The sequence below is a fragment of the Enhygromyxa salina genome (assembly GCF_000737335.2).
GTDB lineage: Bacteria > Myxococcota_A > Polyangia > Nannocystales > Nannocystaceae > Plesiocystis > Plesiocystis salina_C.
Genome location: NZ_JMCC02000077.1, coordinates 1 through 24,170, shown reverse-complemented (window position 1 = coordinate 24,170; position 24,170 = coordinate 1). Strand labels below are relative to the sequence as shown.

Genomic DNA, 24,170 nt, shown 5'->3' with positions numbered 1-24,170 from the left:
CGGGCTGAGAGCCCGTCTTCGACCGCGCTTGTGCTGCGACCGCCGAACTCAGCCCGTGCACGTCACCTTCCCCTCATCGTTCGTGTAGCCGTCGGTGCAGTGGAGCACCTTGGAGCATCCGGCCACGACAGTGTGAAGAATCTGCTCGCAACCTTCGCCGGACCCCTTGCCCTGGCTATTGAGCGAGTCGCAGCAAAAATATGCGTCTTCTTGTCGGGGCGGTTCGGGCGGCGGCTGCCTGTCGTCGGGATGTTCTGGCTGAGAGAGCGCGTTGCCGCTATCCGGCGTGGTTGGGTTGGAGTTGACGCCGCAAGCGGCAAGGAGTGTTGCGAGGATTACTTTGAGCATGCGCCGACTCTAGGTGCTCGCGGGCCACCGAGCCGGCGAGTACTTTGCGTCATCGAGGAGCGCTGCGCGTCCGTCGGTGACCTGAGACGAACTCATTCGAGACAGGCCCGAGACGCGACATGACATGGAGAACAACCGACGACCACCGCCGCCCCCTCGTGCTCGAGCAGACAGGGCGCGCGCGCCCGAGGATCGCACGCACAACCGACGGCAGCCGCCAGCTAGCGACGGTGATCCGCGCCGCGACTCGTCGGTCCCGTCTCGGTCGCGCGTGACCGTGATCGAGCCGTACCAGTTGGTGCGGCTGGATCGTCGGAGTCGTGGCACTCACCGGCGTGGCGCCTCGGCGTGTACCGGCTGCGCCGTGGTCCGAGCCGAGCCGCGTTGGTGCACACCGCGAGCTCGACGAGTGGAGCGCTCGAATCCATTGTCAGTTCACAAACTGGGCCCCGCGCAGGATGTAGGGGGAGTCAGTGCCGCCGCTAAACCGACACGCGAGTTTCTCGAGCAGTTGGTTGTGGCAGAGCCCAAACGCAGTGGGCGAGGGCTAGACAGCCGCCTCACCCGATCGAGAGGCAGAACTCCTGGGGCCCGATGTCATTGTTGTCCTCGATGCACTCGTTGAGCGCGCCGCCGCCCATGCCGTCGTCATCGACGCTCGCGTTGATGAAGTAGGGCGCGGCGTCGTTCGGCGTGGGCACGGTGAGCTCAACGGTCTGACACGCGCCGGCCACGATCGCGGCGGCGGTCGAGGCGGTGCCGAGCACGCCCGCGTCTTGCTCGGAGAAGGTCACCTTCACGCCCGGGCCGACGCCAAGGCAGCCCTGGTTACACACGCGCACGCGCAGGGTCATCATGTTGTCCAAGCACGCGCCAACCTGGACGAGATCCTCGAGCACGAGGTCGGGGGCGCAGTTTGCCACGGCACCTTGGGCGTTGCGGCGGTAGGAGTTCTCGGGCTTGTCGACCGGCACCTGCCAGTTGTTCTCTTCGACGATCGGGATCCCGCCCTTCGCGTCGACGTTGGTCACGTGATAGGTGTGCTGATTCCAGATCGGCAAGGTCCCCACCCAGTTGTCGAGGCGGTCCTCGAACACCTCGACGCCGGCGTCACCGATCGCGCCTTGGCTCGACTCGTTGTTGGTCGTGACGATGATCTCGGCCTTGAAGTCGCCGTCGACGTCGGCGATGACCGGGTACTCGGCCCGGGTCCGCGACGAGTTGATGTCGATGAACAGGATCTCGGCGTCGGTCATGTCGCCGTCGCAGTTGGGCCCGGGGATCATCAGGTCGCAGTCGGGCTCGGTGCCTGGGTAGATGCGCAGGTACCACTCGTCGCCGTACACGACCTCGGACCGGCCGTCGCCGTCAAAGTCGAACACCGACGAGCCGGTTCGCTGGGACGAGCCGTCCTTGGTGCTGGCCTGCCACAGCTGGGTGAGCTGGTCGACGCCGTCGAATTGCACGACGACATAATTATTGCCGCCCGCGGTGCCGATGTCGGGGAAGCCGTCGCCGTCGAAGTCGGCGATGTTGGGTGGGCCACCCGCGCCGCCGCCCGCGATGGAGATCGAGGCCAGCAGCGTGCCGGTTGGCCCGTCGAGCACGTCGATCGAGTTGCTGCGCACGACCACGACCTCGGGGACCCCGTCGAGCTGGAAGTCCGCGATGCCGCAGTACCCGTCTGAGCCGTGCTTCCACAGGACCGAGCCGTCGAAGTCGACCCCGACCGTACCCGTGAACGCGTAGGCCGTTCCGCCCGCGATGACCTCGGGACGGAGATCCCCGTCGAGGTCGGCGACGCAGCTGAGCTGGCCGACCGAGCCGTTGTTGCCCACGTGGTCGCTACCCTGCCACAGCAGCGCGCCGTTCGAGTCGAACACCGCGCGGCCATAGACGATCTCGGCGTTGCCTTGCAGGTCCATGTTGGCCAGCGAAGGCGAGCCCGACTTGCCCGAGCCGCTGTAGCTGTCGGACTTCCACAGCAAGTTGCCTTGCGCAGAGAGGGCGTAGAGCCACGGCCCCTCGCCCGGGTTGATGATCTCAGGCGAGCCGTCGCCGTCGAGATCGCCGATCGCCGGGGTCGCGCCCGAGTCCGACTCGTGGTCGGGATCGGAGAAGGTCCACAGCTTCTCGCCGGTGTCGCCGTGGATCGCCCGCAGCACCCCGTTCGCCGTGTAGCTGCTGTTCTGGTAGGTGTTGAACACGATCTCGGGGATGCAGTCGCCGTCGAGATCGCCGACCGCCGGGGTTGAGACCGCCTGGTAGAAGGCTGGTAGATCGTCGTCGGCCGGCTGGATGTGCGGCCAGGTCACCGCGCACGAGCCGTTGTCGCAGATCTCTTCTTTTTGGCAGTCGGCGTCGCCATCACACACGCGGTTCTTCCGGCTGCCCCAAGTGAAGCGCGGCACCGGATCAAACACGCCGGGCTCGGGCTCGTAGGTGCAGCCGTTGTCGGCGAGGTTGGGGACGCACAGGTCAAGGTCGGGATCGCAGACCTCGGTTGGGCCGCAGCCGGTGTCCGTGTCTGTCGCGCACACGCCGACCTGGCAGGGATCGCCGGGCACGATGCAGCCGCCGCCGTAGCACAGCTGGCCGTCGCCACAGCACATCGCTGGATCGCCGCAGGGCTCTGCTTCGCCGCAGTCGATCTCGCAGGTGCCGGTGTTCAGGTCACACGACTCTTGGTCCCCGCAGCACTCGTCACCACAGGGGTCGGCGCAGTCGCCATCACCATCGCCGGGATCGCCGTCACCGTCGCCCGCGTCACCGTCACCGTCGCCCGCGGTCTCGGCCGTATCGCTGGTCGAGATGCCTTGCTCCGAGGCATCACCGGTGCCGGCGGCGTTGTCACCACACGCGAGCGGGAGCGCCGCGACAAGAGAGATCGAGAAGTAGCGAGCGGGCGAAGCCATGGGGTGACTGTATTCGATTTTGCCCGGTCGGGGACGTGTCATCTGCGTGTCGGTTGACGCCGTGTGGCCACGGCGTCGGCCGATGTTGCACAATGCGCGGGGAGAAAGCATGAGCCAGGACCACCCCAACGATCCCCTTCACGGCGTCACGCTCCGGGCGATCGTCGAGGATCTCGTCGCGCGCCGAGGCTGGCCCGACCTCGCCTCGCGGATCGAGATCCGATGTTTCAGTAACGACCCCAGCGTCAAGTCCAGCCTCACGTTCCTGCGCAAGAACGAGTGGGCCCGCCGGCAGGTCGAGCAGCTGTATCTAAACGACCACACCCTGCTACCCTGAACCCCGTGAACTGTCCGCTGTGCCAGGCCGCGATGACCCAAGGACGGCTCGAGCTGCGGACCTCCGCCGCGGTCCGGGCCCTGACCGGTGACCATGGCCTTGGCGCGCGGCTCCACTTTGTCGACGGGCAGACCGGCGAGGCCACGCCCGCGCCGCTCGGGCTGGTCGTGCATCGCTGTGGATCTTGCGAGGCCCTGCTCGTGGAGGGCGAGCGGGGCGAGGACGCGATGGATTGTTTCGAGTGTGGGACCCGGATCGCCGCCACCGCTGACGCGTGCCCGAGCTGCGGCTGGACGTGGTGAGCTCCCCGCTTGCGATCACTGCGGGCAAGTCAGCTGCGCACACCCGAGCTCGCTGGCCTCGTCGGACCCGTCTTCGCAGTCCGGGGTGAAGTTGCACTTGAAGCTAGCTGGGATCAGCTCACCGTTGGCGCAGGTGAAGGTGGTGGCCGTGGGGCAGCCGACCTCGTCCGAGCCGTCTTCGCAGTCTAGCTCTTGATCACAGCGATACGCTGGCGGGATCAGCTCACCGTCGTCACACGCGAAGTCGGCCGGGCAGTTGGCCTCGTCGGACTTGTCCATGCAGTCGTCGTAGCCGTCACACACATACTTGGGCGGGAACAGCTGGCCGCCGCACGCGTGGCCCTGCGGCTCCAAGCAGTTGAGGTAGCAAGCGTCGATCAGATCGGTGGTGTTCGAGTCACCGCCGCAGACCAGGAGCTCGAGCGCCTCGCACTCGCTGGCGGCGACGCACTGCGCTGCGCAGGTCTCGTAGGGGTCTTCACTCGAGGCCCCGAGCCCGCCAAGGTCGCCCTTGGTGATCAGCTCGCACGCGAGCAAGGCTTCGGCCACCGTGGGCTGATCGGGCCCGTTGTTGGTGCCGCACGACGCCACGGGTAGCAGGGTGATCGGGCTCAGGAGCACGAGGATCCGCGAGAGCCACTGGGCGTGGGCAGAGGTCATGATCGGGCCTTCAGAGGCCCGGCCACGGTACCACAGCGAGGATGGCGGGCACCCCGCGACGTGCGCCCGCGACCCCAACGCGCCGGGCGGGGACCTCGCCTCGCTCAGCCGGCGGCTTCTTGGTTGTGGTCGAGGCGCCGAAGGAGGCGTGAGACGATTCGGCCGGTCGCCCAACAAAGGGACAGCATCAGCCACAGGGAACAGCTCACGATGAGCGAATAGTGAATGTTTGGAGTGAGCTGACTGGCGCCGAGCTCCATCGCAGTCGTGGCAATGCTGCAAACGATGAGCAGACCACCAATGCCCAACCACACTCGCAGCAGCACGCCGCCAGCTTCGCTGGGCGTGCGACGGTGCGCCCAGGAGGACCGCACGAATACGACAATCAACGCGGTGATCGGCAGCAACACGAGCCCGGGCGTGACCAACGGCTCGAGTTCGGTCCAGCGCAGGTTTGAACCGGCATTCTCGAGGATGGCCTGATCGACATACGCGAGCACGAGCGGGAGCCCAATGAAGAACACGGCGGCCGCTGGGAACAGCAACAAACCAACGAGCACGCGCACGATCAACGTTGCGGTTGCCTGACCAAAGCGATCTACGGCATCGCTGACCTCTTCCGCCATGACCTTGACCTCGTCCACCTGCGCTCGAAAGGCGCCCTTGCGAGCGGGTTCGATGACCTCGGCGGTTTCGAGCGCGGGTTGGGCCACGCTGGGGACGAAGGGCATCCCGGGGGGTGTTGGGCTGGGGGCGTGGGGCGCCGTCGAACAGAGCGGTGCGAGCGAGGCGACGACCTCGGCCGCGCTGGACGGACGCGCCTCCCGGTCCTTCTCGAGCAACCGGTAGATCAACCGCTCGAGCGCAGGCGGTAACCCCTCGCGGGCGTGCTCTGGCAGCGGCGGGGTCGGGTGGGTGCACAGCTGCTCGAGCATCGAGCGCGGTGACTCGGCCATGAACGGCGGCCGGCCGGCGAGCATCTCCCACATGATGAGCCCGAGCGCGAACAGATCCGACCGCGGGTCGATCTGCTTGGCGTCGATGTGCTCGGGGCTCATGTATTGCATCGTGCCAATTGGATGGGTCGTGGAGCCGGACAGGGTCTGCAGCACCTTGGCGATTCCAAAGTCCATGACCTTCACCCGCCCATCTGCGAGGCACATGATGTTCTCGGGTTTGAGGTCGCGGTGGATGACCCGCGGATGGTGCGAGTGCGCCGTGTTGAGCGCCTTGGCGATCTGCTGGGCGTAGCCGACGGCCTCGCGCCACGGCACGGCGACGCGGTTGTCGAGCATTGTACGAAGCGTCCAGCCGTCCAATTGTTCGAGGACCATGACCGGCTGCTCTTCGATCTCCGTGCAGAGCAGGCAGCGAACGATGTGCGGATCGTCGATGTTGGCCAGGATCCTCATTTCGGTGAGGAACTGCTGGCGGCCCTTCTCGCTGCGAGCGAACTCGGCACGCAGGACCTTCAACGCGACGCGCCGATGCGAGAGCACCTCTTCACCAGCGTAGACTCGCGCCATGCCGCCCTCGCCGAGCAGGCCATGGATTAGGTAGTCGCCGAATCGGCGGGGCTCGCCATCTTCTAGTCTGTTGCGGTCGGGCATGTGATGTGCGCGGTTTTGACGGCCGCCTGTGACGGTCGAGGGGGAATCATATTCCTCGGACGCAACAATCCCAAGCAACGTGAGCGCGAGCGCGCGAATGAGCTTTCGCGTCGCCTCACTCGATCAACGCCGGATCGTAGCCCTCGGGCGGCAAGAACCCCAGCAGCGCGAGTGAGGTCGCCGCCAGGTTCGAGAGCCCCGGCCGCTCGGGCAAGCTCAGCGCGGGACCGCCGTCGGGCTCGCGCGGATCGTAGATCACCAACGGCACCGGGTTCAGGCTGTGGCTGGTCCGCACCTGCCGGGCCTGGCCCGCGCCGTCGAACATCTGCTCCGCGTTGCCGTGATCCGCGGTGACGAGCAGGACCCCGCGCAGCGCCTTGGTTGCGCTGACCAGCCGCGCCAGACACAGATCCACGGCCTCGACCGCGAGCATGGTCGCGCGCAGGTCCCCGGTGTGCCCGACCATGTCACCGTTCGCGTAGTTCAGCCGCACGAAGTCAAACCCCGGCCCCGGCTCGCGCAGCTGCTTCAGCAGCGCGTCGGTGACCTCGGCGGCCTTCATCCACGGCCGCTCCGCCAGCGGGTCGATGTCCGAGCGAACCTCCACATAGCGCTCGAGCGCCGGGTCAAACGGCTCGCTGCGGTTGCCGTTCCAAAAGTAGGTCACATGGCCAAACTTGTGGGTCTCGGCGATCGCCAGCTGACGCTTGCCCGCGCGGGCGAGCAGCTCGCCCATGGTGTTGTCGATCACCGGGGGCGCGACCAAGAACCGGGTGGGGAGGGCAAGATCGCCGTCGTACTGCATCATCCCGGCGTAGCGAACCTGCGGCCGGGGGCTGCGATCAAACGCGTCAAAGTGGTCTTGCTCGAACGCGCGGGTGATCTCGAGCGCCCGGTCCCCGCGGAAGTTGGTGAACACGACGGAGGCGCCGTCGCGGATCGGACCGAGCGGATCGCCTGCGCCCTGGTGATCCGCGATCACGAAGCTCGGCAAAAATTGGTCGTCGAGCTCGGGGTGCTCTTCATACAGGGTCTGCACCGCTTCGCGGGCGCTGGCGAACTTGCGACCGTGGCCGCGCACGTGGACGTTCCAGCCGCGCTCGACCATGGCCCAGTCCGCCTCGTAGCGATCCATGGTCAGGTACATGCGCCCACCGCCGCTGGCGATCGCGTAGTCAAACCCCTGCGCGCGCAGCTGCCCCAGCGTAGCCTCGAGCTTGTCGATGTAGCCCAACGCCGAGCGCCCCGGGACGTCGCGGCCGTCGGTCAGCACGTGCACGCGGGCCTTGGCGACCTTGTCCTGGGCGGCGCGCCGCAACATCGCCAGCAGGTGATCGATGTGCGAGTGGACGTTGCCGTCGCTGAGCAGGCCGATGAAGTGCAGCGGCTCGCCCGAGGCGTGCACGCCCTCGACCAGCCAGCGCCACACCTCACCTTGAAACAGCGCGCCCGAGCCGATCGACTGCTCGACCAGCGCGGCGCCCTGCTCGAACACGCGGCCGGCCCCGATCGCGTTGTGGCCGACCTCGCTGTTGCCCATGTCGCCGTCGCTTGGCATCCCAACCGCGGTCCCATGAGCGGCCAACGCAGTGGACGAGGGCAGCGCGCGGAGCCAGTCGAGCGTGGGCGTGTAGGCGCGCGCGACCGCGTCGCCTTCATCGCCGCGACCGATGCCGACGCCGTCCATGACCACGAACAACAGCGGGCCCTCGGGGGCGACGCGGTGCGGATGGGGGCGCAGTGGGGCGCTCATGCTCGGATGCTACATGAAGTTGCGCGTGTGTAGGCTGCTGAGGCGCTCGGCCGCTTCAGCGTCAAACCCAAGCCGCGCCAGCCGGGTCCGGCGTCCGCGATCCATGTCCTGCCGCAGCGCGACCACGGCGTCGAAGCCCCGGGCGATCGCTTCGGGCTCCCAGCTGCCGGCGGCCAGCAAAACCAGCGCGTCAAACACCTCTTCGTTCAGGCCCGCGGTGTGCTGCAGGGCGCTGAAGCGCTGCTCGACCGCGTTCGCCATGCGTGCGCGCAGGCCTGGCTCGCGCGCGGCGTGCTGCTGCAGGTGCGAGAGGCCAAACGCGACGTGGCGGGCCTCGTCTTGCGCGGCCAAGGTGGTGATCTGACGCGTGATCGGGTCGGGGCCGTGCTCGGCCAGAAACCACAGCAGGCTCAGGAAGCTGCCCTCGCCCAGCACGCTGAGCAGAAACGACGCGAGCGCGAAGTCGGGCTCTTCGAGCAAGGTCCGCAGCGAGCTCTGGCCGCCCACGGTCGAGAGCCCGGGCGCGTCTCGCTTCAACAGCGCGCGGCGGGTGAAGACCTCGATGTGGCGGGCTTCGTCGGCGGCCTGGATCGCGAGGACTTGCAGGATCTCGCGGAAGTGCGGGTGGATCCGGGCCAGGAACCGGGCCGGGATGATCAGCGCGGCCACTTCGTTCTCGATCAGGTAGGTCATCACCTGGACGACGGCGTCTTCGACGGCGTCCGGCAGCTCGCAGCTGGCGGCCCAGTTGATCGCGGTCTCGGGATCCCACTGGGCCGCGGCAGCCCGCGCGTACAGCCGGGCCGCGTCGTCGGTCCAGATCTCGTCGCGGGTGGCCAGGGGAAACTCGAGGGGGACCAGACCCGCCTCGACCCGGGCGCCGCGGGCGGCCAAGCCCCAGCTCGCCGACGCCTGCTCGCTGGGTCGGGCGGCGTGGCCTGCAGCCACGGCGCCGCACCACCGGCCGTCCTCGAGGCTCGTGCGGATCACGATCGGCGGCGGACCTGGCTCGAACCCGTGGCCCCGGGCTCGCGCCCACGCGCGCAGGTGGATCGCCAGCGCTGGATCCGAGCCGCGCACTTGCACGCGCGCGCCGACCTCCGCCTTGGCCAGAGCGTGGCGCACCAACAAGTGGGCCCCGCGGTCGAGGCCAAGCGCGCCGAGGTCAACCGTGCGCACTAGCTGCTCTGTCCGTCCGAATTGGCGCTGGCCGTGTCGAGCCACGCGTTGATCGTGCCCAGGCGGGTGATCGCGTCGTCGAGCAGCGCGTAGCCGCTGGTGCGGCCGGGCAGCCACTTCTTGAGCCCCTCGAGCTCGAGCAGGGGCCGCACGAGCGGATCCTCGAACGACTGACCCAACAACAAATTCACGAAGCGATCGAGCAGCGCGGCGTCGATGCCATCGAGCACGGTGAAGTTGCAGTGGTCGTAGGTCGGGGTCTGCCCAACGATCACCGTGCTGCCCGTGGGCAGGGTGCCGTCGGCGCCAAACGCCAGGTGGTTGGCGTCGATCATCGCGGCTGCGTCCACGCGCGCTTCGACCAAGTCCCGCGCCGCGTGTCGCTCACCGCCAACGTGATCACCGTGCATGCCAACGGCGATCTCGTGCTTGACGACGTTGAAGTCCCGACCGGGCTCGAGACCCTGGCTGGCCAGCCACCCAAGTGGGATCAGCGTGGCTTGGGGCGAGTCCGAGGCGCCAAAGGCGATGGTCTTGCCGCGCAGATCTTCAACGCGCTCGATCCCGCTGCCAGCGCGCGCGACCACGACCGAGGTCAGGTCACAGTCGGTGTCGCGCATCGCGACGGCCCGGGCCTTGCGACCCACCCGCGCTGCGAGGCGCTCCGCTTCGAGCCACGCGAGCGGGCTGTTCCAGGCCACGTTGCACACCCCGTCGAAGTGGGCCTGGACCTGGCGCTCGTAGTTGGAGAACAGCACATAGTCGAAGCCCAAGTCCTGATCCGCGAAGTAGGCCTTGAAGCCCTCCCAGATCGTGACGACTTTTGGATCGTAGGCGACCGCGCCCAATACAATCTGATTCGGTTTAATTTGATCGCGCATTAGAACAGCTCCTGTCCGCAGATTGCCTTGCCAATGAAGTCGTAGAGTACGTCGGTGGTTGGCGCCATGACCGAGGCCGCCTGCGCGTCGCGGAACCGCCGCTCAACGCCCACTTCTTTGCGGTAGGCCGCGCCCCCGCACACGCGCATGCCAAGCGACGCGACCTGCAGGGCTGACTCTGCGGCCGCGGCTTTGACCTGTAGCACCCGAAGCATCGTGTCTTCGCGGCCGCCCTCGACTGCGGCGATCGTGTCTTCCCACAGCGTGCGGACCTTGTCGGTCTCGATGCGCATGCGCGCCAAGTAGGCGCGGATTGTGGGTAGATCGGCGAGCGAGCTATTGAGGTGTTCGAAGCGCCCACCCGAGCAGTGCGCGACTGAAGCGGTGGTGATGCTCTCCATCAGGCCGAGCGAACCTGCGGCGTTGCACAGCTGGAAGATCGGCAGCACGGTGCCCATCATCACGTCGAAGCCCTGGCCGTCGTCGCCCAGGCGAGCCGCGGCTGGGATCCGAACCCCCGTCGCGCGAACCGGAGCGCTGTCGTTTCCGCGCAGCCCGAGCCCGCGGTAGGGCCCAGCGATTGCGAGGCCAGCGGCGTCCCGCGGGACCAGCCAGAGCGTCGCGGTCCCCTCGCTGCCGACCGAGGGCTGGCTCGACCACACGTAGGCGGTGGCGTGGCTGGCCGAGGTCACCCAGCTCTTGTTGGCGTCGAGGACGACCTGGTCGCCGTCGGACTTTGCGGTGGAGAGCGGCGCCCAAAAGTGGCTGCGAGAGCCGGCCTCGGAGAACGCCAGCGTGGTCAGGAGCTCGCCCGCGCCGACGGCCTTGCGCGCGTCCGTGCCGCCGAAGCGCTCGATCACCGCGGCGCCGCAGTAGTGCATGCAGACCACCATTGCCGAGCTGCCGCACGAGCGGGCCAGGCGTTCGACCACCCGCGCGGCGTCGCCCCAGCTGCGGCCCATGCCGCCCACTTCGGGCGCGCTGATCAGGCCAAGCAGGCCCTGCTGGCGGAGGGCGTCGATCGTGGCGGTTGGAAACGCGCCCGTCTCATCGACGACGGAGGCTTGGGGATCGACCACTTCTGAGATGACGTGGTCGAGGGTCTCGAGAAATTCGGTTGGCATTTGAGTCTTCTGCGGCGGCGCGCCGCCCGAAAGACTCAGGCCTGCGCACCCGGTGCGAGGGTGAACCCGGGAACTCCGGGCGCATGGTGGTTTCAGCGAGTTGCGAAGCGCATGTCGTCCTCGAAGGCGTGGGCATCGTGCCCGTGTCAGTCCACGAAGGCAAGCGCGAGGGGGCCGTCGTGCTCGCCCAACGCGGGCTTGTGATCACGGCAGTGGATCCGCTACGAACGAGCGTGACCGAAGACGAGATCCTCGCCCGCTTCGGGCTCCGTCCGCCGGCCGAGGCGCTCCCCGAGATCCGCCAACTGCTGATCGCCGAGACCGCGAAAGAACGACGCAGTCAGGGCGAAGGCGACACCGATCTCATGCGGGTGTGTTGCGTTCAGCTGTTCTTCGCGGGCACGTTGGCGGACACGCCGCTGATCTGGTCCGCGAAGTCGGCCAGCATGGACGCAAACGGTGCGATCGATGTCCAGATGTTGTGCGGCCCAGGCTTGCGCGAGACCAAGGCATACTTGCGTGCGCAACCTGGCGAGCTTGCCTTGGGGGCGCTCACGCGGATCTTGGAAGGCGAAGCGTGGGGCGAGTTCGAGGACTTCAGCGTCGAAGCCGAGCAACGGCGCCACGCCGCCTGGTACGGGCTCGAGCTCGAGGGGTGAGCTTCGAGGCGCGTGCACCCGATCAAGAGGGCAGCCGGTTGGCGCGGGCCATGATCCGCAAGACGTCGATCCCGATCCCCACGTGCCAGCCCCAGGGATCGACGACCCGCGAGTCGAGCGTTGGCGCCTGGGTGCCCAAGGTCTCGACGGCGAGCAGCACCTCGCTGCCTCCGATCACGCAGGCGATGTCCCACGCGGTGCACAGCGCGAGCGAGCCGCCGGCCACGAACGCGTACTCGTCCTTGCGGATCACCGCCGCACGATCCGCGGCGAACACCTTGGCGTTGCTGTAAAAGCCCAACCCGATCATTCCCGCGGGTTGAATCGAGAACCATTCGGGGTGCGGTCGCAGCAGCAGGTTGATGCTGAGCATGATCTGCTGCTGCTGCGCCTCGCTGGCGTCGAGCTCGACGCCGTCGGGCAGCTCGCGACGGTTGACGCCCGCGTAGCTGTACAGCGCCCCGATCCCGCCCGCGACCTGCCGCTGCTTGGTGACCCATGGGTAGAACACCAGGTGCAGGCGAAGGAACAGGCCGTGATGATCGAGACCCTCGGCGTTGCCGAGGTTGGTCTGCGCGTAGCCAGCCTCGGCGCGGGCCGAGATCTCGTGGCGCGGGCCTTCTTCATCCTCGCCATCCTCGCCTGGCTCGAGCGCGGGGGCCGGCAAGCCGTGCACGTTGGAGCTGGTGGTGATCGCCTCGACGCTGCCGAACCCGCCCGCTGCTGGGGGTGGCGCTGCGCTCGGCTCGGGCGCTGGCGCGGGGGTGACCTCTTCGGCCGACGCGGCGGGTGGCGCTGGCTCCGGTGTTGCGTCGGGTGCTGGCTCGGGCGAAGGACTCAGCGCGAGCAGAGCCACGCTCTGGGCGAAGGCGAGGGCGATCACGTTCGCCAAGTCTACGATGTGAGCGACTGCAACGGTCGCGTCGCGCAGCGTCGCAAGATGCAATATCGGCACATACAGAGCCTGGCTCTATTCTTCTAATATATTGATATTGTTCATGTTTTACACTCGGTGTACATGGCCTGAATCTCGTAAGGGATGGTTGCATGAAGAGGCTGCTACCCGCCGCGTTTCTCGTGAGCCTGACGCTGATGGTCCTGACCCTGCTAAGCGGGATCTAAGCTGTTCTCAGCTCGGCCGACCACGCCGACCGCGACCCACGAACACCAGACCGAGCAGGCTCCAGAACAAGAGCCCGCTCCCAGGTGTCTCGTGGGTCGAGCAATTGCAGCTGCCGCCGCCGTCACCCGCGTCGTTCAACCCGGGCCCCGTCGAGCTCCCCAAGTCGGCGCTGGTGTCGGCGCTGGTGTCCTCGCTCTCCTGCCCAGACCCCGTATCCGAGCCGCCGTCGTCGCACGGGTTTCCCACGAAGCCGCCGTCGTCGTCACACCCGGTCTCGCCAATGTCGTCGACGACCGCGATGTAGTGGCGGCTGTAGGCCGTCCACGCGCGCCCCATCGGGTCGACGATCTCCAGCCGGATCATCACGGAGTTCGACGCGGCGGCGAGCGGCGGCGCAAACGGTAGATCAAAGCTCCCGCGCTGCGCTGGGATGTTGGCGCTGAACAGCTCCCAGTTGGGCGCGCCGTTGATGTTGCCGTTGGACCACGACAGGCTCATCGTCGAGCCGGCCATCGCGTCAACGCAGCCGGTGATGCTGGCTTGCTCGTTGATCGTGACGGTCTGCTCGAAGAAGGTCAGCGCGGCCGCGGGTGGGCTCGCGGCCGGATCGGGATCGTCGACGATCTTGAACACGCCCGGGTGCGGGCTCCACAGGTTGAACCACGGCTCGTAGGTGTAGCCCTCGACCGACCACGTGCCCGCCGCCAGCATGCTCGTGTCCCACATGACCGGCTCGGCCGCGGCAGCGAAGGTGATCGGTCGGCGCTCGTCGTCGTTGGTGATCCGCGCCCAGCAGCCAGCCCAGTCGGGCGCGTTCTCCAGCACCTCGAGCTCGAAGTCGACGCCGTTTGGATCGCCCAGACCCGCGGCACCGGCTCCGGTGACCTCGGTCTCGGTGATCCAGCCGGGCAGGATGTCCTCCAGGTGGCGATCGCGACAAAACCCAAAGAACTGGTGCGTGCGGCTGCCAACGACCTCGTCGGCGGTGACCTCGGTGTCCTCGATCGGGATGGCGTAGCTGAGCGCGTAGACCGGGTCCTGGCTGCGATCGATGATCGTCATGCACGGCGCGTCGGACCAGTCGACCGGCGTTCGCGGGTGCGCGCCGTTTCCAGCCTCTGCGATGCCCGGGACCAAGGCGAGGGTGACCCCGAGCACGACTGCAGCAAGACGACTCGTCTCGATGATCACGTGTCCATGCCCTCCAGCTCGACGTTGCCAGCCGGGGGCGCGCCGCGGCGGTGATCTTCCCAGGCCAGCTTGGCCCCGCAGCGCAGCATCATCGCGCCCTCGTAGGGGTTGAATAGCTGCCCGCTGCGCTGCACCCAGTACGCGCCCTCGTTGGTGAACGCCATGGGGCAGTGCACGAGCACGAGCCCGGCGCGCTGATCTGGGTGGGCGGCCAGCCACGCGATCATGCCCTCGCTGAGCTTGCGATAGGCCAAGCGGGTGCTCGAGATGTTCGCGCCGCCGATCCGCCCGGCGGCCGCGAGCATCTCGGCGACCCCGGGCTCTTCGCTGTGCGCCTCGCTGGCGACGACGAGCTGGGCCCCGAGCTGCGCGATGCCTTCGAGCTGATCCGCCGCGAGGACCTCACCGATCCCCAGGTACGGGGTGAGCATGGTGCCGTCGGGTGCGAGCTCGGCGGGCTTCGTGCGACACGCCAACACCGACGCGCTGGCGATGCCGGCCGCACACCCGCGCAGCCAAGCACGACGTGTGATCGCGCGAGCGAGAGCCTGAGTCACCGTTTGCGGATACCACAGCCGCGCGCGTGTGGGGTAGAGTGCCGGGCCGCGAATGCCGATCTTCACGCTGTAGCTGACCGCGCTGTTGGTCCAGACGCCTCCCGAGCCTGGGCCTGGTCCAGATCCAGCCGAGCCGATCCTCCCGAATGTCGGCGGTGATGGCGATCTCGACGACGCGAGCGAGGCTCCGGCTTTTTCGCGCCCGAGGTGGAGTCGAGTGAGTCCAGCGGGTCTGCGGCGCCACCCATGCCGAAGATCGAGCAGCTCCCGTCGCGCGATCTGGACCCCTCCCCCTCTGTGCCAACACCCCCATCTGGCTGGTCCGCAACCGGTCGCCAAGCGCTGAAGGTGGTGGACCCTCCGGTTCGACGACTTCCCAGCGTGACCGACCAAGAAGGCACGACGGCCTCGTCGAGCTCGCCGGGAGCGGAGAAAATGTTCGCACCGTCGACGGGCGCGGCTCCCATGGGGCAGAACAACGGTTCTCCAGGTGCCGGAGAGATGTCTTCCGTCACATGGACTCCGAAGAATGGCTGCCTACCCTCATCGAGGGTCGTGGGCGGCCTGGAATCGCGTGGTGCGGCGCCTGCAAGTTGTGGGTTGACTTCTCAGCCGCGTTACCAGTAGGGTTCCACCCTGATGGAAGTAAGAACAGTATTGTCGCTCTACACCCTGGTTTTCGGGGTGTTCGGGTGCCAGCCCACCACGGCGAGCGACGATGGGGCCGATGAATCCGGACAAACCGAAGAGTCCGAGGATTCGACCGACGGCGAGTGCATGCCGGGCACCGCGGATTGCGTATGCCTAGACTCTCTGTGTTTCGTCGGCCTCGAGTGTGTCGCTGGTGTATGTGCGGACACCACCGGTGATGGCGACGGCGACCCAACCGGTGATGGCGACGGCGACCCAACCGGTGATGGTGATGGCGATGGCACATGCGGGGAGCTCGGATGCGACTGCGACGGAGCCCCGGACAGCTGCGATCCCGAGCTGGTCTGCGACGGTGGCAGCTGCGCACAGACTGTGTGCGGCGACGGCCTCGTCCAAGGTCTCGAGCAATGCGATGACGCCAACAACCAGCAAAACGATGGGTGCGAGGCTGACTGTACCAACACGGAGGTCATCGCTATCGTCGCGGCCACGAGCTCGACCTATGCGCTCATGCCAAACGGCAAGGTGATCGCTTGGGGAAGGAACAGCATTGGACTACTCGGCCAGGGCAACACGCTGGATATCGGCGATGACGAGCTGCCGTGGTTCGGCGTCCCGATCGAATTCGAGATCCCCATCACCGAGATCAGTGCCGGCCGAGACCACATGTTCGTAAAGCTGCAAGACGGCGGGCTGCGCTGTTGGGGGCAGACTTTTAATGGCCCGTGCGGCTATGGGTACACCACTCTCATCGGCGACAACGAGCTACTCGATGTGCTCATTGACGTGCCTCTCGACGACTTCACCCAGCAAGTTCGGCCGGGCCACTCTGCCACCTGCGCGATCATGTTGGGCGGACTTGTACGCTGCTGGGGCCAGAATACGGCATATCAGAAGCTCGGCCTCGGGCTGCCAGCGGCGACGAAAATTGGCGATGACGAACTCCCGACGGCTGTCGGCCATCTCGCCTTCAGTGGCCCCGTGACCACATTGGGTTTCGGCAGCACGACAAGTCACGGTTGCGCCCTCATCGACGACGGCAATCTGCAATGTTGGGGTCGCAACGACAATGGGGAGCTTGGTTACGGCCACACCAACGTATTGGAGACTCCAGGGCCGCCGTTTGCTCCGATCGCCCAGAGCCTGCCTCTTGACACACAAATCGTCGATGTCGGCACCGGGGCGTACGGCACTTGTGTACTTTACGATACTGGCGATGTGCTTTGCTGGGGGAACAATGTCGGTGGTTTCGCCGGCCAGGGCATGACAGACAATATAGGTGACAACGAGCTGCCGTCAGCCTTTCCGCCGATCGATCTTGGCGGCGCCGCGGTCTCCATCGAAGTTGGGTTCGGTCGGGTCTGTGCGGTGCTCGAAGGGCAAGGGCTCAAGTGTTGGGGGGTAGCGAGCAACGGGGCCCTCGGTCAGGGTGCCGAAGACGAGAGCATCGGCGATGACGAGACGCCGGCTGCCGTTCCCGTGCTCGACCTCCCGGCCGGGGTCTCGCAGGTTGCAATGGGGCAATCTTATGTGTGCGCGCTCTTGGTGACGAACGAGATCTATTGTTGGGGGTCCAATAACTATGGCCAACTCGGGCTTGGTCACACCAACAACGTGCTCATCGCCGCAGAGGGCGGCCCTGTCGAGCTGTTCTGATCAGCAGTGTGGGCAGGGCGTGGCTGGCAGCAGAGGTATTATGAAAAAATCACAGACGGCGAGGGCATTTCGGTGGAAGACGACGGCAGCAAGCTTGAGCCTGGCTCTGCTCGCTTGCTCACCCCCACCCTCAGCGGCAGATAGCGGCGGCACTGAGGAATCGAGCACCGAAGGCGGAGAGTGTACGCCTGGGGCGCAAGATTGTCCGTGCGTCGCGGGCGAGTGCCTGGGCAACGAGCTCGAGTGTATCGACAACATTTGCACGGGCTGTATACTGGGCACGCTGGGGTGTGAGTGCTTCGAGGGCGGATGCCTTGGGGATTACGAGTGTGTCGGCGGAGTCTGCCTCGAGCCCGGAGACGGCGACGGCGATCCTACGGGTGACGGCGACGGCGATCCTACGGGTGACGGCGACGGCGACGGCGATCCTACGGGTGACGGCGACGGCGACGGCGATCCTACTGGCGATGGCGATGGCGACCCCGTCGAGACCTGCGACAACGCCACCGGCACGGCAGGCTGCGAGTTTTATATCACGAGGTTTCCCAACAAGTTCTCTGGTGGTCTTCCGCCGGCTGCGGTCACCTTCATCAACCCGAGCCCCGACACGCCGAGCACGGTCGAGATCTACATCAAGAACAACGGCGTGTGGGTAGACGCCACGCTGCCGATCGAGGTCGCGCCGCTGGGCCATGAAGTCTACGAGTTCAACTCTGGCGCGATCTGGGCTTCCCCCAACGTGTCCGTGGGGGCGGCGCTGCGTTTCAACAGCGACAGCCCCGTCGAGGTCATCTATTCGGCGCCGGGGCCGTCGGCGATCGTCGGGGCATACGTGGATGGACGCGCTGCCACGCATGTGCTGCCCACGTCGGCCTGGGGCTACGATTACCGCGCTCTGGGCTGGCCCAAGGGGGCAAACGAAGGCATACACGCCAGCTATCTCGTCGTTATCGCATCGGTCGACAACACCACGCTCCGGTTCCGCTCGCCAGCCCAGATGGCGGCTGGCGCATGGGACGCTCCTGCTCCGGGCTTCCAAGTTCAGATCGAGCTCGACGCCGGTGACACCTTCAAGGTCAATCCCGTGAACGTCGGCACGAGTGTCTCGGGCACCCAACTCACCACCGACGCCGAACACCCGATCGCCGTGTTCACAGGCCACCCTTTCGCTGAGCTCTACGAGGGAGATTCAAAGCACACCTTCATCCTCGAGCAGAATCTCCCCATCCAGATGTGGGGGACGGAGTATGTCGGGCTGCGGGCGCCGAGGCTCGTCGATGCACCGCTCTCCAGCGCGTGGCAAATCGCAGCGTGGCAGGACGATACCGAGGTCACTTTCGAGTACAGTGGCACAATCCAAGGACTCCCGCCGGGGCCCGTCATCCTCCAAAATATGGAGTTCATCGAGTTTTCGGCCAACGGCATCGATAACATCGGGGACTTCGTCATCTCATCGAACCAGGCTGTCGGTGTGATGAACTACATGGTCGGGCAAAAGTGGAACCAGACTGACTCCACGGGCGCCGCACAGATCGCGGTCGCGCCCGCAGATCGATTGCAGACCAGCTACGTCGTCTACGTTCCTGACTACCTGCCCACTCCCCCCCGCATGCGTCTGGGCGTCGGGCGTGCGGTCGATTCACCGATCTACTTCAACGGTCAGCCCAACGACCCCCTCGGGCTGAGCCAGCTATGGATGCTCGGTGACTGGGAGGCGGGCGCCTGGGAACTCGCCGAGGGGGTCACACGAGTCACGGGCGACGAACCGTTTACGGCCAATGTGGTGTTCTCGCCCGAGGGTTACACGAACTACACCTACGGCTTGGGCTACCTCGCCGGGCTGAGGACAAACTGATCCCATGATCAACCTGATCGACATGAGCACCACCCTGAAGATCCTGCTACCGCTCGCGTTGCTTGGATGTGTGCCCGCCCCAGCGGCCGACGGCTCGGGTAACGCAGAGGATTCCACCAGCGAGGGCGCCTGCACCCCAGGAGGCGAGGATTGCGAATGTGTCGGGGGGGAGTGCCTGGGGGACCTGACATGTGAGGACAACATTTGCACGGCCTGTATCGACGGGCAGCTCGGTTGTGGGTGTGTCGGCGGCCAATGTCTGGGTGGCCTGGAGTGCGTCGACGACCTGTGCACCGATCCAGACACGGAGCCAACCGGCGATGGCGACGGTGATCCAACCGGCGATGGCGATGGCGATCCAACCGGCGATGGCGATGGCGATCCAACCGGTGACGGCGACGGCGATCCAACCGGCGACGGCGACGGCGACGGCGATACCTGCGAAACCGCTACGGGCCCGCTCGGCTGTGAGTTCTACGCGCTCAAGTTCCCCACCGACCAAGTGCAGATCGACGACGACCTTCCGCTGGTCATAGCGATCGGCAACGCGAGCATGGAGGTCGCGCAACTCGAGGTCTCCCATCGTGTCAACGGCGTGTGGGTCACGCTCGCTGGGCCAGTTCCCGTCGCGGGGATGAGCACGCACGAATTCTATTTCTATGGGGAGGAGTCCTTGCTCGCGCCCGGTCACTATGACAGCAAAGCCTTTCGCGTCACCTCGAGCCGCCCGGTCGCCGCGCATCAGTTCAACCCCGGAGGTCCCGCTAACATTTGGGCGCGTGTCAGCGCGACCAACTTGATTCCCGTCCCTGCTTGGGGCTCCATGGCCGAGACCATCGGCCGTGATCGCGGAGCCTGGAGCCCAGGCTACGGCTTCAGCGTGACCGCGGTAGCGACCACTGATGGGACCACGTTGATGGTCAATCCCACCGACACCGTGTCCGCCGGCCCGGATACACCGATGACAGATGCGCCGTTTCAGGTGCTGCTCGATGCGGGCGATGTCCTGAGCCTGTTCCAAGCCTCCGAAAACGAGGCGCTGCTGGGTACGACCTTCACCAGCGATCCCGACCACCCGATTGGCCTGTACATTTCGCAGTCGTGCGGCAACGCTATCGCTGATGTCTGCAATGATCATTATGCCGAGCAGTTGCTCCCAATAGACAAGAGCCACGGCGAAGTCTTCATCGGTCTGCGCGACACGGCGAACCCGCCAAATCAGCCCCAGTGGACCCGGTGGTTGCTGCTCCCCGAGCAAGCCAATACGACGGTCGTGATGGACTCGACGGATAACGTCGCGCTTCCCCCGCAGCCCTATGTTATCAGCGCCCCGACGTTGATCGGCACCTACAGCGTAATCTACCCCCAAATTGGGGACGTGTACTTTCAGGGGCTCTCGCCCCTCGCAATGTTCAACGTCGTCCAAAGCCGGGGTCCCTCACTGGTTCAGTTTCCGCCTCTCCAGCACTTACCGTCGCGCTACGTGTTTGCGATCCCCGATCTCAATTTGGAGACCAGCTTGTCGCTCGGCTACCCGACGGGCTCGGCGCCGATCATCACGGGCACCGGCGAAACCACCGTCCTCTTCGAAACCCATGAATTCGCCGAGGGTTGGACAGTAGCTCGCTACTCGCTCGAAAACGGAGTTCTCTATATCATCGAGAACGATCAACCCTTCATGGCCGTCGTCGATGGTTCGCTGGGCAACGCCGGCTTCTCGATGAACGGAGGCTTCGTCTACTAATCCGTTGGGTGGCGATCCACGCTCGACGGGAGTACGTACGCTTGGCTTTGGCTCAGGTGGCCCGAGGCTCCTCGGCGTCGCACGAGGTGACGACAGTCAGGGCCACGGCGCTGCTGATTGGTGATCGCATGGATATGGTCGTCGAGTCGTTCGATTCGTTTCTGTTGTTCAGCAACTGGACTACTTAGTTGGTACTGTGGCCGTGTCAGTTTTCGTAGCTGCCCCTCGACCTGGATCAGCAACATGCAGAAAAATATTGGACTCACCTCCTTGGTCCTCCTACGGGGCGTCATGGCCTACCGCTGACACCACGCCCGCCGACACCGGGAGCGAGACTGGTGACGGCGACGGTTATTCGGGCGACGGCGATGGCGACGGCGACGGTGATCCCGGCGATCCCGGCGTTGGCGACGGCGACGGTGATCCCGGCGATGGCGATGGCGATGGCGACGGTGAACCCGGCGACGGCGGTCCCTTCTGCGGTGACGGCAACCTCGACGAGATATCGCCGCGGGCTACCACACCAGCTGCGCGCTCTTGGCGGGTGGAACCGTCCGATGTTGGGGCAGCAACTTCCACGGTCAGCCCGGCCTGGGACCCACGATGAACATCGGCGACAACGAGCCCCCGACCTCCGTGCCCGTCTCTACCCCGTTACCTCGCGTTGCGCACCGCCGTCGCCAGAACATAGCGGTAATCGCCGAGCTGATTGGCGACCACGCGCGAGCACTTCGTGCTCACCAGCAGCTCGCGCCCGGTGTACGCGACCCAGCCCTGATCACGGGTCTCGGGCGCGCCGAAGCGGCCCTTCAACGCAGTTCGCCAACCATCCGAGACGGCTTGTCTCACCAGCCGCTCGCCGCTGGTCGTGCCGTCGCCTCGGACCGTTTCGAGGCTCGACACCAGCTGGTGGATGAGCGTCTGCGCCACTTCCTGGGCGACGATCTGCTCGTACCACGCGGGCTCGTCCCAGTACACGCTCCAGCGCGAACCCTCGCGCTCCATGGTGTCGCCGTCGTCGACCAGACCGAAGCGCTCGATCACGGCCGCCTCGGTGAGCGGAGCCGGCTCGCGCAGGAGCGGCGACGCGAGCAGTCGAGCCAGGATGATCTCGTGCATGCCACGATCTACCCGGCTTGTGACGTGGCGTTGAGGCCCGCGCTAGCGAAAGATGAAGTGGCTGGCCGCGTGCCCCATGAAGTCGTGGGGCATGCTCTCGACCTGGGTCGACGTTGACGCGGCGCCGGCACACACGAGCAGCGGCAAGAGGTGTTCGGGGCGCGGGTGGCAGCCCCTGGCTGCGGGGTGCTCGGCCCAGCGACGCAGCGCCGACGGGCCCGTGTCGCCGAGGCTGCGCAGGAAGGTGTCGAAGCCCGCCGCCTCAGCTGGGGTCGCGCGGCCGTGGTAGGTGTTGCCCGATCCGACCAGGAGCACGCCTTCACTGCGCAGTGGGGCCAACGCGAGCCCCATCGCCCAGTGTGACTCGGTGAGCTGGGGCTCGCCGGCCCTGTAGTCCACCGGGCCGCGAAGCGAGACGGAGACGACCGGAAGCTCGGGCCGCGCCGTGGTGACTTGCAGCCCCATCAGCGGGACAAACACGCCATGATCGTGGCCGCGGCCGCGCTCGAGTGCGCTCGGGATCCCAGCGCCCGTCAGCAGCTCGACGATCCGCGTGGCGACGGCGGGGGCGCCAGGATTTGAGATTGTGTATTCGTAGCTCTGTGGTGGGAAGCCACTATAGTCGAACAATAGGCCTGGCGCGGCGTCGGCCATGACGTGCACCGAGGCGTCGCGGCTTTCATGGTGGGCCGAGATCACGACGATTGTGGTGACGGATCGATCGTGCAGCGCCGCGTGAATTGGCAGATCCGGCGCCCAGGTCCGGACCAGCTCGGCATGGCCAGCGTGATCCAGGAGCGGGAGCGGGCCGCCGCCGTGGCCCAGGAACAGCGTTGGTTGCGTGTCGAATTGCTGTGTCATGGACTGCCCGATCATACCCCGGTCGCGGGTTCGGCTCGGCACCCTCGAATGTTACGGGGTACACACCACGAGCAGATGGCTGCTCGGGTGTCAAGTTAGCCAAAGGTCTAACTGTATTTCTGTGCCGATACGGCTACTAAAGCGCCCGCCGCTGGCACTCGACGTCAACACGCACAACTACGTGTCGGCGGCACGGATACCCAATGACGACCCACCACCAGACTCCCTCTTCCTCGACCCGCGCCGTCCTGCTCGGCCTCACGCTGCCGCTCACCGCCCTCGCCATGTCCGGCTGTGGCATCCAGGCCGACGACGCCGCCCCCGAGGCCGGCGCCCCCGAGCTGCGCAGCGCCCCGGTCTCCGAGTGCATCACGATCAGCGGCGAGGACGTCGAGGACGCGATGATCTCGAACCCGCCCAAGCACAACAACTATGGGGCGCACCCCCTCCTGCGGGTCGGCGGCAAGGACGAGTCGCTGATCCGCTTCAGCCTCGATGACATCCCCGCCGAGGCGTCGATCGACAGCGCGACCCTCAAGCTCTACGCAAATGGTGCGGTCGGCAACAACCCGATCAACATTCACCGCGCCACCGCGGCTTGGGCCGAGGACACGGTCACCTACCAGAGCTTCAACCAGCAGTTCGCGGCCGGTATCGCCGGCATCATCGCGCCCGGCAGCGCCAACGCCCTGCGCTCGGCCAACATCACCGCGCTGGTGAGTACGTGGGTGACCGGCGCACAGCCCAACTACGGCGTGCTGCTCGAGACCGAGGGCAACAAGAAGAACATCTTCAGCAGCAACGAAGGCGCCGGCGTCGGGCTGCGCCCCGCGCTCGAGGTCTGCTACACGCTGCCGCCCGAAGATTACTGCGATCCCGACCCGTGTGTGAACGGCGGGACCTGTGCCAACGGCGAGGACGACTACACCTGCGCGTGTCCGGCCGGCTTTGACGGGGTCAACTGCGAGAACGAGATCGACGAGTGCGCGGCTGCCCCGTGTGTGAACGGGGTCTGCCAGGACCAGCTTGCCGACTATATGTGCATTTGCCAGCCTGGGTGGACCGGCGACAACTGCGAGACCGACATCAACGAGTGTGACGCCGCCCCGTGTGTGAACGGTGGCATCTGCACCGATCTCATCAACGCCTACAGCTGCACCTGCGACGCCGGCTTCGACGGGGTCAACTGCGAGATCGACATCGACGAGTGCGCCGGCGACCCCTGCGTCAACGGCGAGTGCACCGACGGCAGCAACGACTACACCTGCGCGTGTGATCCCGGCTTCGAGGGCGACAACTGCGAACTCGATATCGACGAGTGTGTGGGTAATGCCTGCACTAACGGCGATTGTGTCGATCTGGTCAACGACTACGAGTGCGCGTGTATCCCCGGCTTCGCGGGTGAGTTCTGCGAGGAAGACATCGACGAGTGCGCTGGCGACCCCTGCCTCAACGGTGGCGTGTGTCAGGACCAGGTCAACGACTACGCGTGCGCGTGCGCTCCGGGCTGGACCGGGGAAAACTGCGAGATCGACATCGACAATTGCGAGCACAACCCGTGTTCATACGGGGTCTGCGTCGACGGCCTCGACGAGTACACCTGCGTGTGCGACGAGGGCTGGACCGGCGCCACCTGCGACGAGCC

The 24,170-nt window shown here is 66.3% G+C and carries 21 protein-coding genes; 9 read left to right on the top strand and 12 right to left on the bottom strand.

What is annotated here, in order from left to right:
• Positions 1 to 48 precede the first annotated feature (48 nt).
• Both DB30_RS27010 and DB30_RS27005 read right to left on the bottom strand, forming a co-directional pair.
• On the bottom strand, positions 49 to 348 hold the full coding sequence (locus DB30_RS27010) for a hypothetical protein (RefSeq protein WP_146660800.1): 300 nt from the start codon (positions 346 to 348) through the stop codon (positions 49 to 51).
• 560 nt (positions 349 to 908) lie between these two features.
• Positions 909 to 3,263, bottom strand: a complete 2,355-nt coding sequence (locus DB30_RS27005) for an FG-GAP-like repeat-containing protein (RefSeq protein WP_052554168.1) — start codon at positions 3,261 to 3,263, stop codon at positions 909 to 911.
• 109 nt (positions 3,264 to 3,372) lie between these two features.
• Here DB30_RS27005 and DB30_RS27000 point away from each other — a divergent pair, with 109 nt between their 5' ends.
• Together DB30_RS27000 and DB30_RS26995 are read left to right on the top strand one after the other, a co-directional pair.
• The gene (locus DB30_RS27000) at positions 3,373 to 3,600 is read left to right on the top strand and encodes a VF530 family protein (protein WP_052554165.1); all 228 of its coding nucleotides are present in this window, start codon (positions 3,373 to 3,375) and stop codon (positions 3,598 to 3,600) included.
• A gap of 5 nt (positions 3,601 to 3,605) precedes the next feature.
• Entirely contained in the window at positions 3,606 to 3,902 is a 297-nt protein-coding gene (locus DB30_RS26995) for a hypothetical protein (protein WP_052554164.1), read from the top strand.
• Between the two features lie 15 nt (positions 3,903 to 3,917).
• On the opposite strand, the gene DB30_RS26990 is transcribed toward DB30_RS26995, so the two are convergent.
• The 6 genes from DB30_RS26990 to DB30_RS26965 all read right to left on the bottom strand — a co-directional run bounded on the left by DB30_RS26990 (position 3,918) and on the right by DB30_RS26965 (position 11,109).
• Positions 3,918 to 4,562: a hypothetical protein gene (locus DB30_RS26990; RefSeq protein WP_052554162.1), complete on the bottom strand. Its 645-nt coding sequence runs from the start codon at positions 4,560 to 4,562 to the stop codon at positions 3,918 to 3,920.
• Between the two features lie 104 nt (positions 4,563 to 4,666).
• Positions 4,667 to 6,172, bottom strand: a complete 1,506-nt coding sequence (locus tag DB30_RS26985) for a serine/threonine protein kinase (RefSeq protein ID WP_052554160.1) — start codon at positions 6,170 to 6,172, stop codon at positions 4,667 to 4,669.
• Between the two features lie 115 nt (positions 6,173 to 6,287).
• Positions 6,288 to 7,925, bottom strand: a complete 1,638-nt coding sequence (gene gpmI / locus DB30_RS26980; RefSeq protein ID WP_052554159.1) for a 2,3-bisphosphoglycerate-independent phosphoglycerate mutase — start codon at positions 7,923 to 7,925, stop codon at positions 6,288 to 6,290.
• A gap of 9 nt (positions 7,926 to 7,934) precedes the next feature.
• A complete protein-coding gene (locus DB30_RS26975; protein ID WP_052554158.1) occupies positions 7,935 to 9,104 on the bottom strand; it encodes a hypothetical protein in 1,170 nt (389 codons plus the stop codon).
• Entirely contained in the window at positions 9,104 to 9,985 is an 882-nt protein-coding gene (locus DB30_RS26970; RefSeq protein WP_052554157.1) for a phosphate/phosphite/phosphonate ABC transporter substrate-binding protein, read from the bottom strand. The genes DB30_RS26975 and DB30_RS26970 overlap by 1 nt, the downstream gene beginning before the upstream one ends.
• A complete protein-coding gene (locus DB30_RS26965; RefSeq protein ID WP_052554154.1) occupies positions 9,985 to 11,109 on the bottom strand; it encodes an acyl-CoA dehydrogenase family protein in 1,125 nt (374 codons plus the stop codon). Before DB30_RS26965 ends, DB30_RS26970 begins: the two co-directional genes overlap by 1 nt.
• A 137-nt stretch (positions 11,110 to 11,246) precedes the next feature.
• Here DB30_RS26965 and DB30_RS26960 point away from each other — a divergent pair, with 137 nt between their 5' ends.
• Positions 11,247 to 11,768 (top strand): hypothetical protein, encoded by a 522-nt coding sequence (locus DB30_RS26960; RefSeq protein WP_205633073.1) that lies wholly within the window; start codon positions 11,247 to 11,249, stop codon positions 11,766 to 11,768.
• Between the two features lie 22 nt (positions 11,769 to 11,790).
• On the opposite strand, the gene DB30_RS26955 is transcribed toward DB30_RS26960, so the two are convergent.
• From DB30_RS26955 to DB30_RS26945, 3 genes are all read right to left on the bottom strand, one after another.
• The gene (locus DB30_RS26955; RefSeq protein WP_146660799.1) at positions 11,791 to 12,651 is read right to left on the bottom strand and encodes a hypothetical protein; all 861 of its coding nucleotides are present in this window, start codon (positions 12,649 to 12,651) and stop codon (positions 11,791 to 11,793) included.
• Between the two features lie 246 nt (positions 12,652 to 12,897).
• A complete protein-coding gene (locus tag DB30_RS26950; protein WP_052554150.1) occupies positions 12,898 to 14,082 on the bottom strand; it encodes an MYXO-CTERM sorting domain-containing protein in 1,185 nt (394 codons plus the stop codon).
• A complete protein-coding gene (locus tag DB30_RS26945) occupies positions 14,079 to 14,639 on the bottom strand; it encodes a DUF3347 domain-containing protein (RefSeq protein ID WP_146660796.1) in 561 nt (186 codons plus the stop codon). Before DB30_RS26945 ends, DB30_RS26950 begins: the two co-directional genes overlap by 4 nt.
• A gap of 639 nt (positions 14,640 to 15,278) precedes the next feature.
• On the opposite strand from DB30_RS26945, the gene DB30_RS26940 reads away from it, so the two are divergent.
• From DB30_RS26940 to DB30_RS26920, 5 genes are all read left to right on the top strand, one after another.
• Positions 15,279 to 16,946 (top strand): DUF4215 domain-containing protein, encoded by a 1,668-nt coding sequence (locus tag DB30_RS26940; RefSeq protein ID WP_146660794.1) that lies wholly within the window; start codon positions 15,279 to 15,281, stop codon positions 16,944 to 16,946.
• A 94-nt stretch (positions 16,947 to 17,040) separates the two neighbouring features.
• A complete protein-coding gene (locus DB30_RS26935; protein ID WP_052554144.1) occupies positions 17,041 to 18,801 on the top strand; it encodes an IgGFc-binding protein in 1,761 nt (586 codons plus the stop codon).
• A gap of 4 nt (positions 18,802 to 18,805) precedes the next feature.
• Positions 18,806 to 20,545 carry an IgGFc-binding protein gene (locus DB30_RS26930; RefSeq protein WP_052554142.1) on the top strand — a complete coding sequence of 580 codons (1,740 nt, stop codon included), beginning with the start codon at positions 18,806 to 18,808 and terminating at the stop codon, positions 20,543 to 20,545.
• 256 nt (positions 20,546 to 20,801) lie between these two features.
• Positions 20,802 to 21,152 (top strand): hypothetical protein, encoded by a 351-nt coding sequence (locus tag DB30_RS42490; RefSeq protein WP_153258417.1) that lies wholly within the window; start codon positions 20,802 to 20,804, stop codon positions 21,150 to 21,152.
• Positions 21,083 to 21,781: a hypothetical protein gene (locus tag DB30_RS26920; protein ID WP_165703967.1), complete on the top strand. Its 699-nt coding sequence runs from the start codon at positions 21,083 to 21,085 to the stop codon at positions 21,779 to 21,781. Before DB30_RS42490 ends, DB30_RS26920 begins: the two co-directional genes overlap by 70 nt.
• Here DB30_RS26920 and DB30_RS26915 read toward each other — a convergent pair.
• On the bottom strand, positions 21,707 to 22,525 hold the full coding sequence (locus DB30_RS26915; protein WP_165703966.1) for a DODA-type extradiol aromatic ring-opening family dioxygenase: 819 nt from the start codon (positions 22,523 to 22,525) through the stop codon (positions 21,707 to 21,709). The two genes, DB30_RS26920 and DB30_RS26915, sit on opposite strands and share 75 nt — an antisense overlap.
• 203 nt (positions 22,526 to 22,728) lie before the next feature.
• Here DB30_RS26915 and DB30_RS26910 point away from each other — a divergent pair.
• The coding region (locus tag DB30_RS26910; RefSeq protein WP_146660786.1) for a DNRLRE domain-containing protein at positions 22,729 to 24,170 on the top strand (1,442 nt) is incomplete at its 3' end.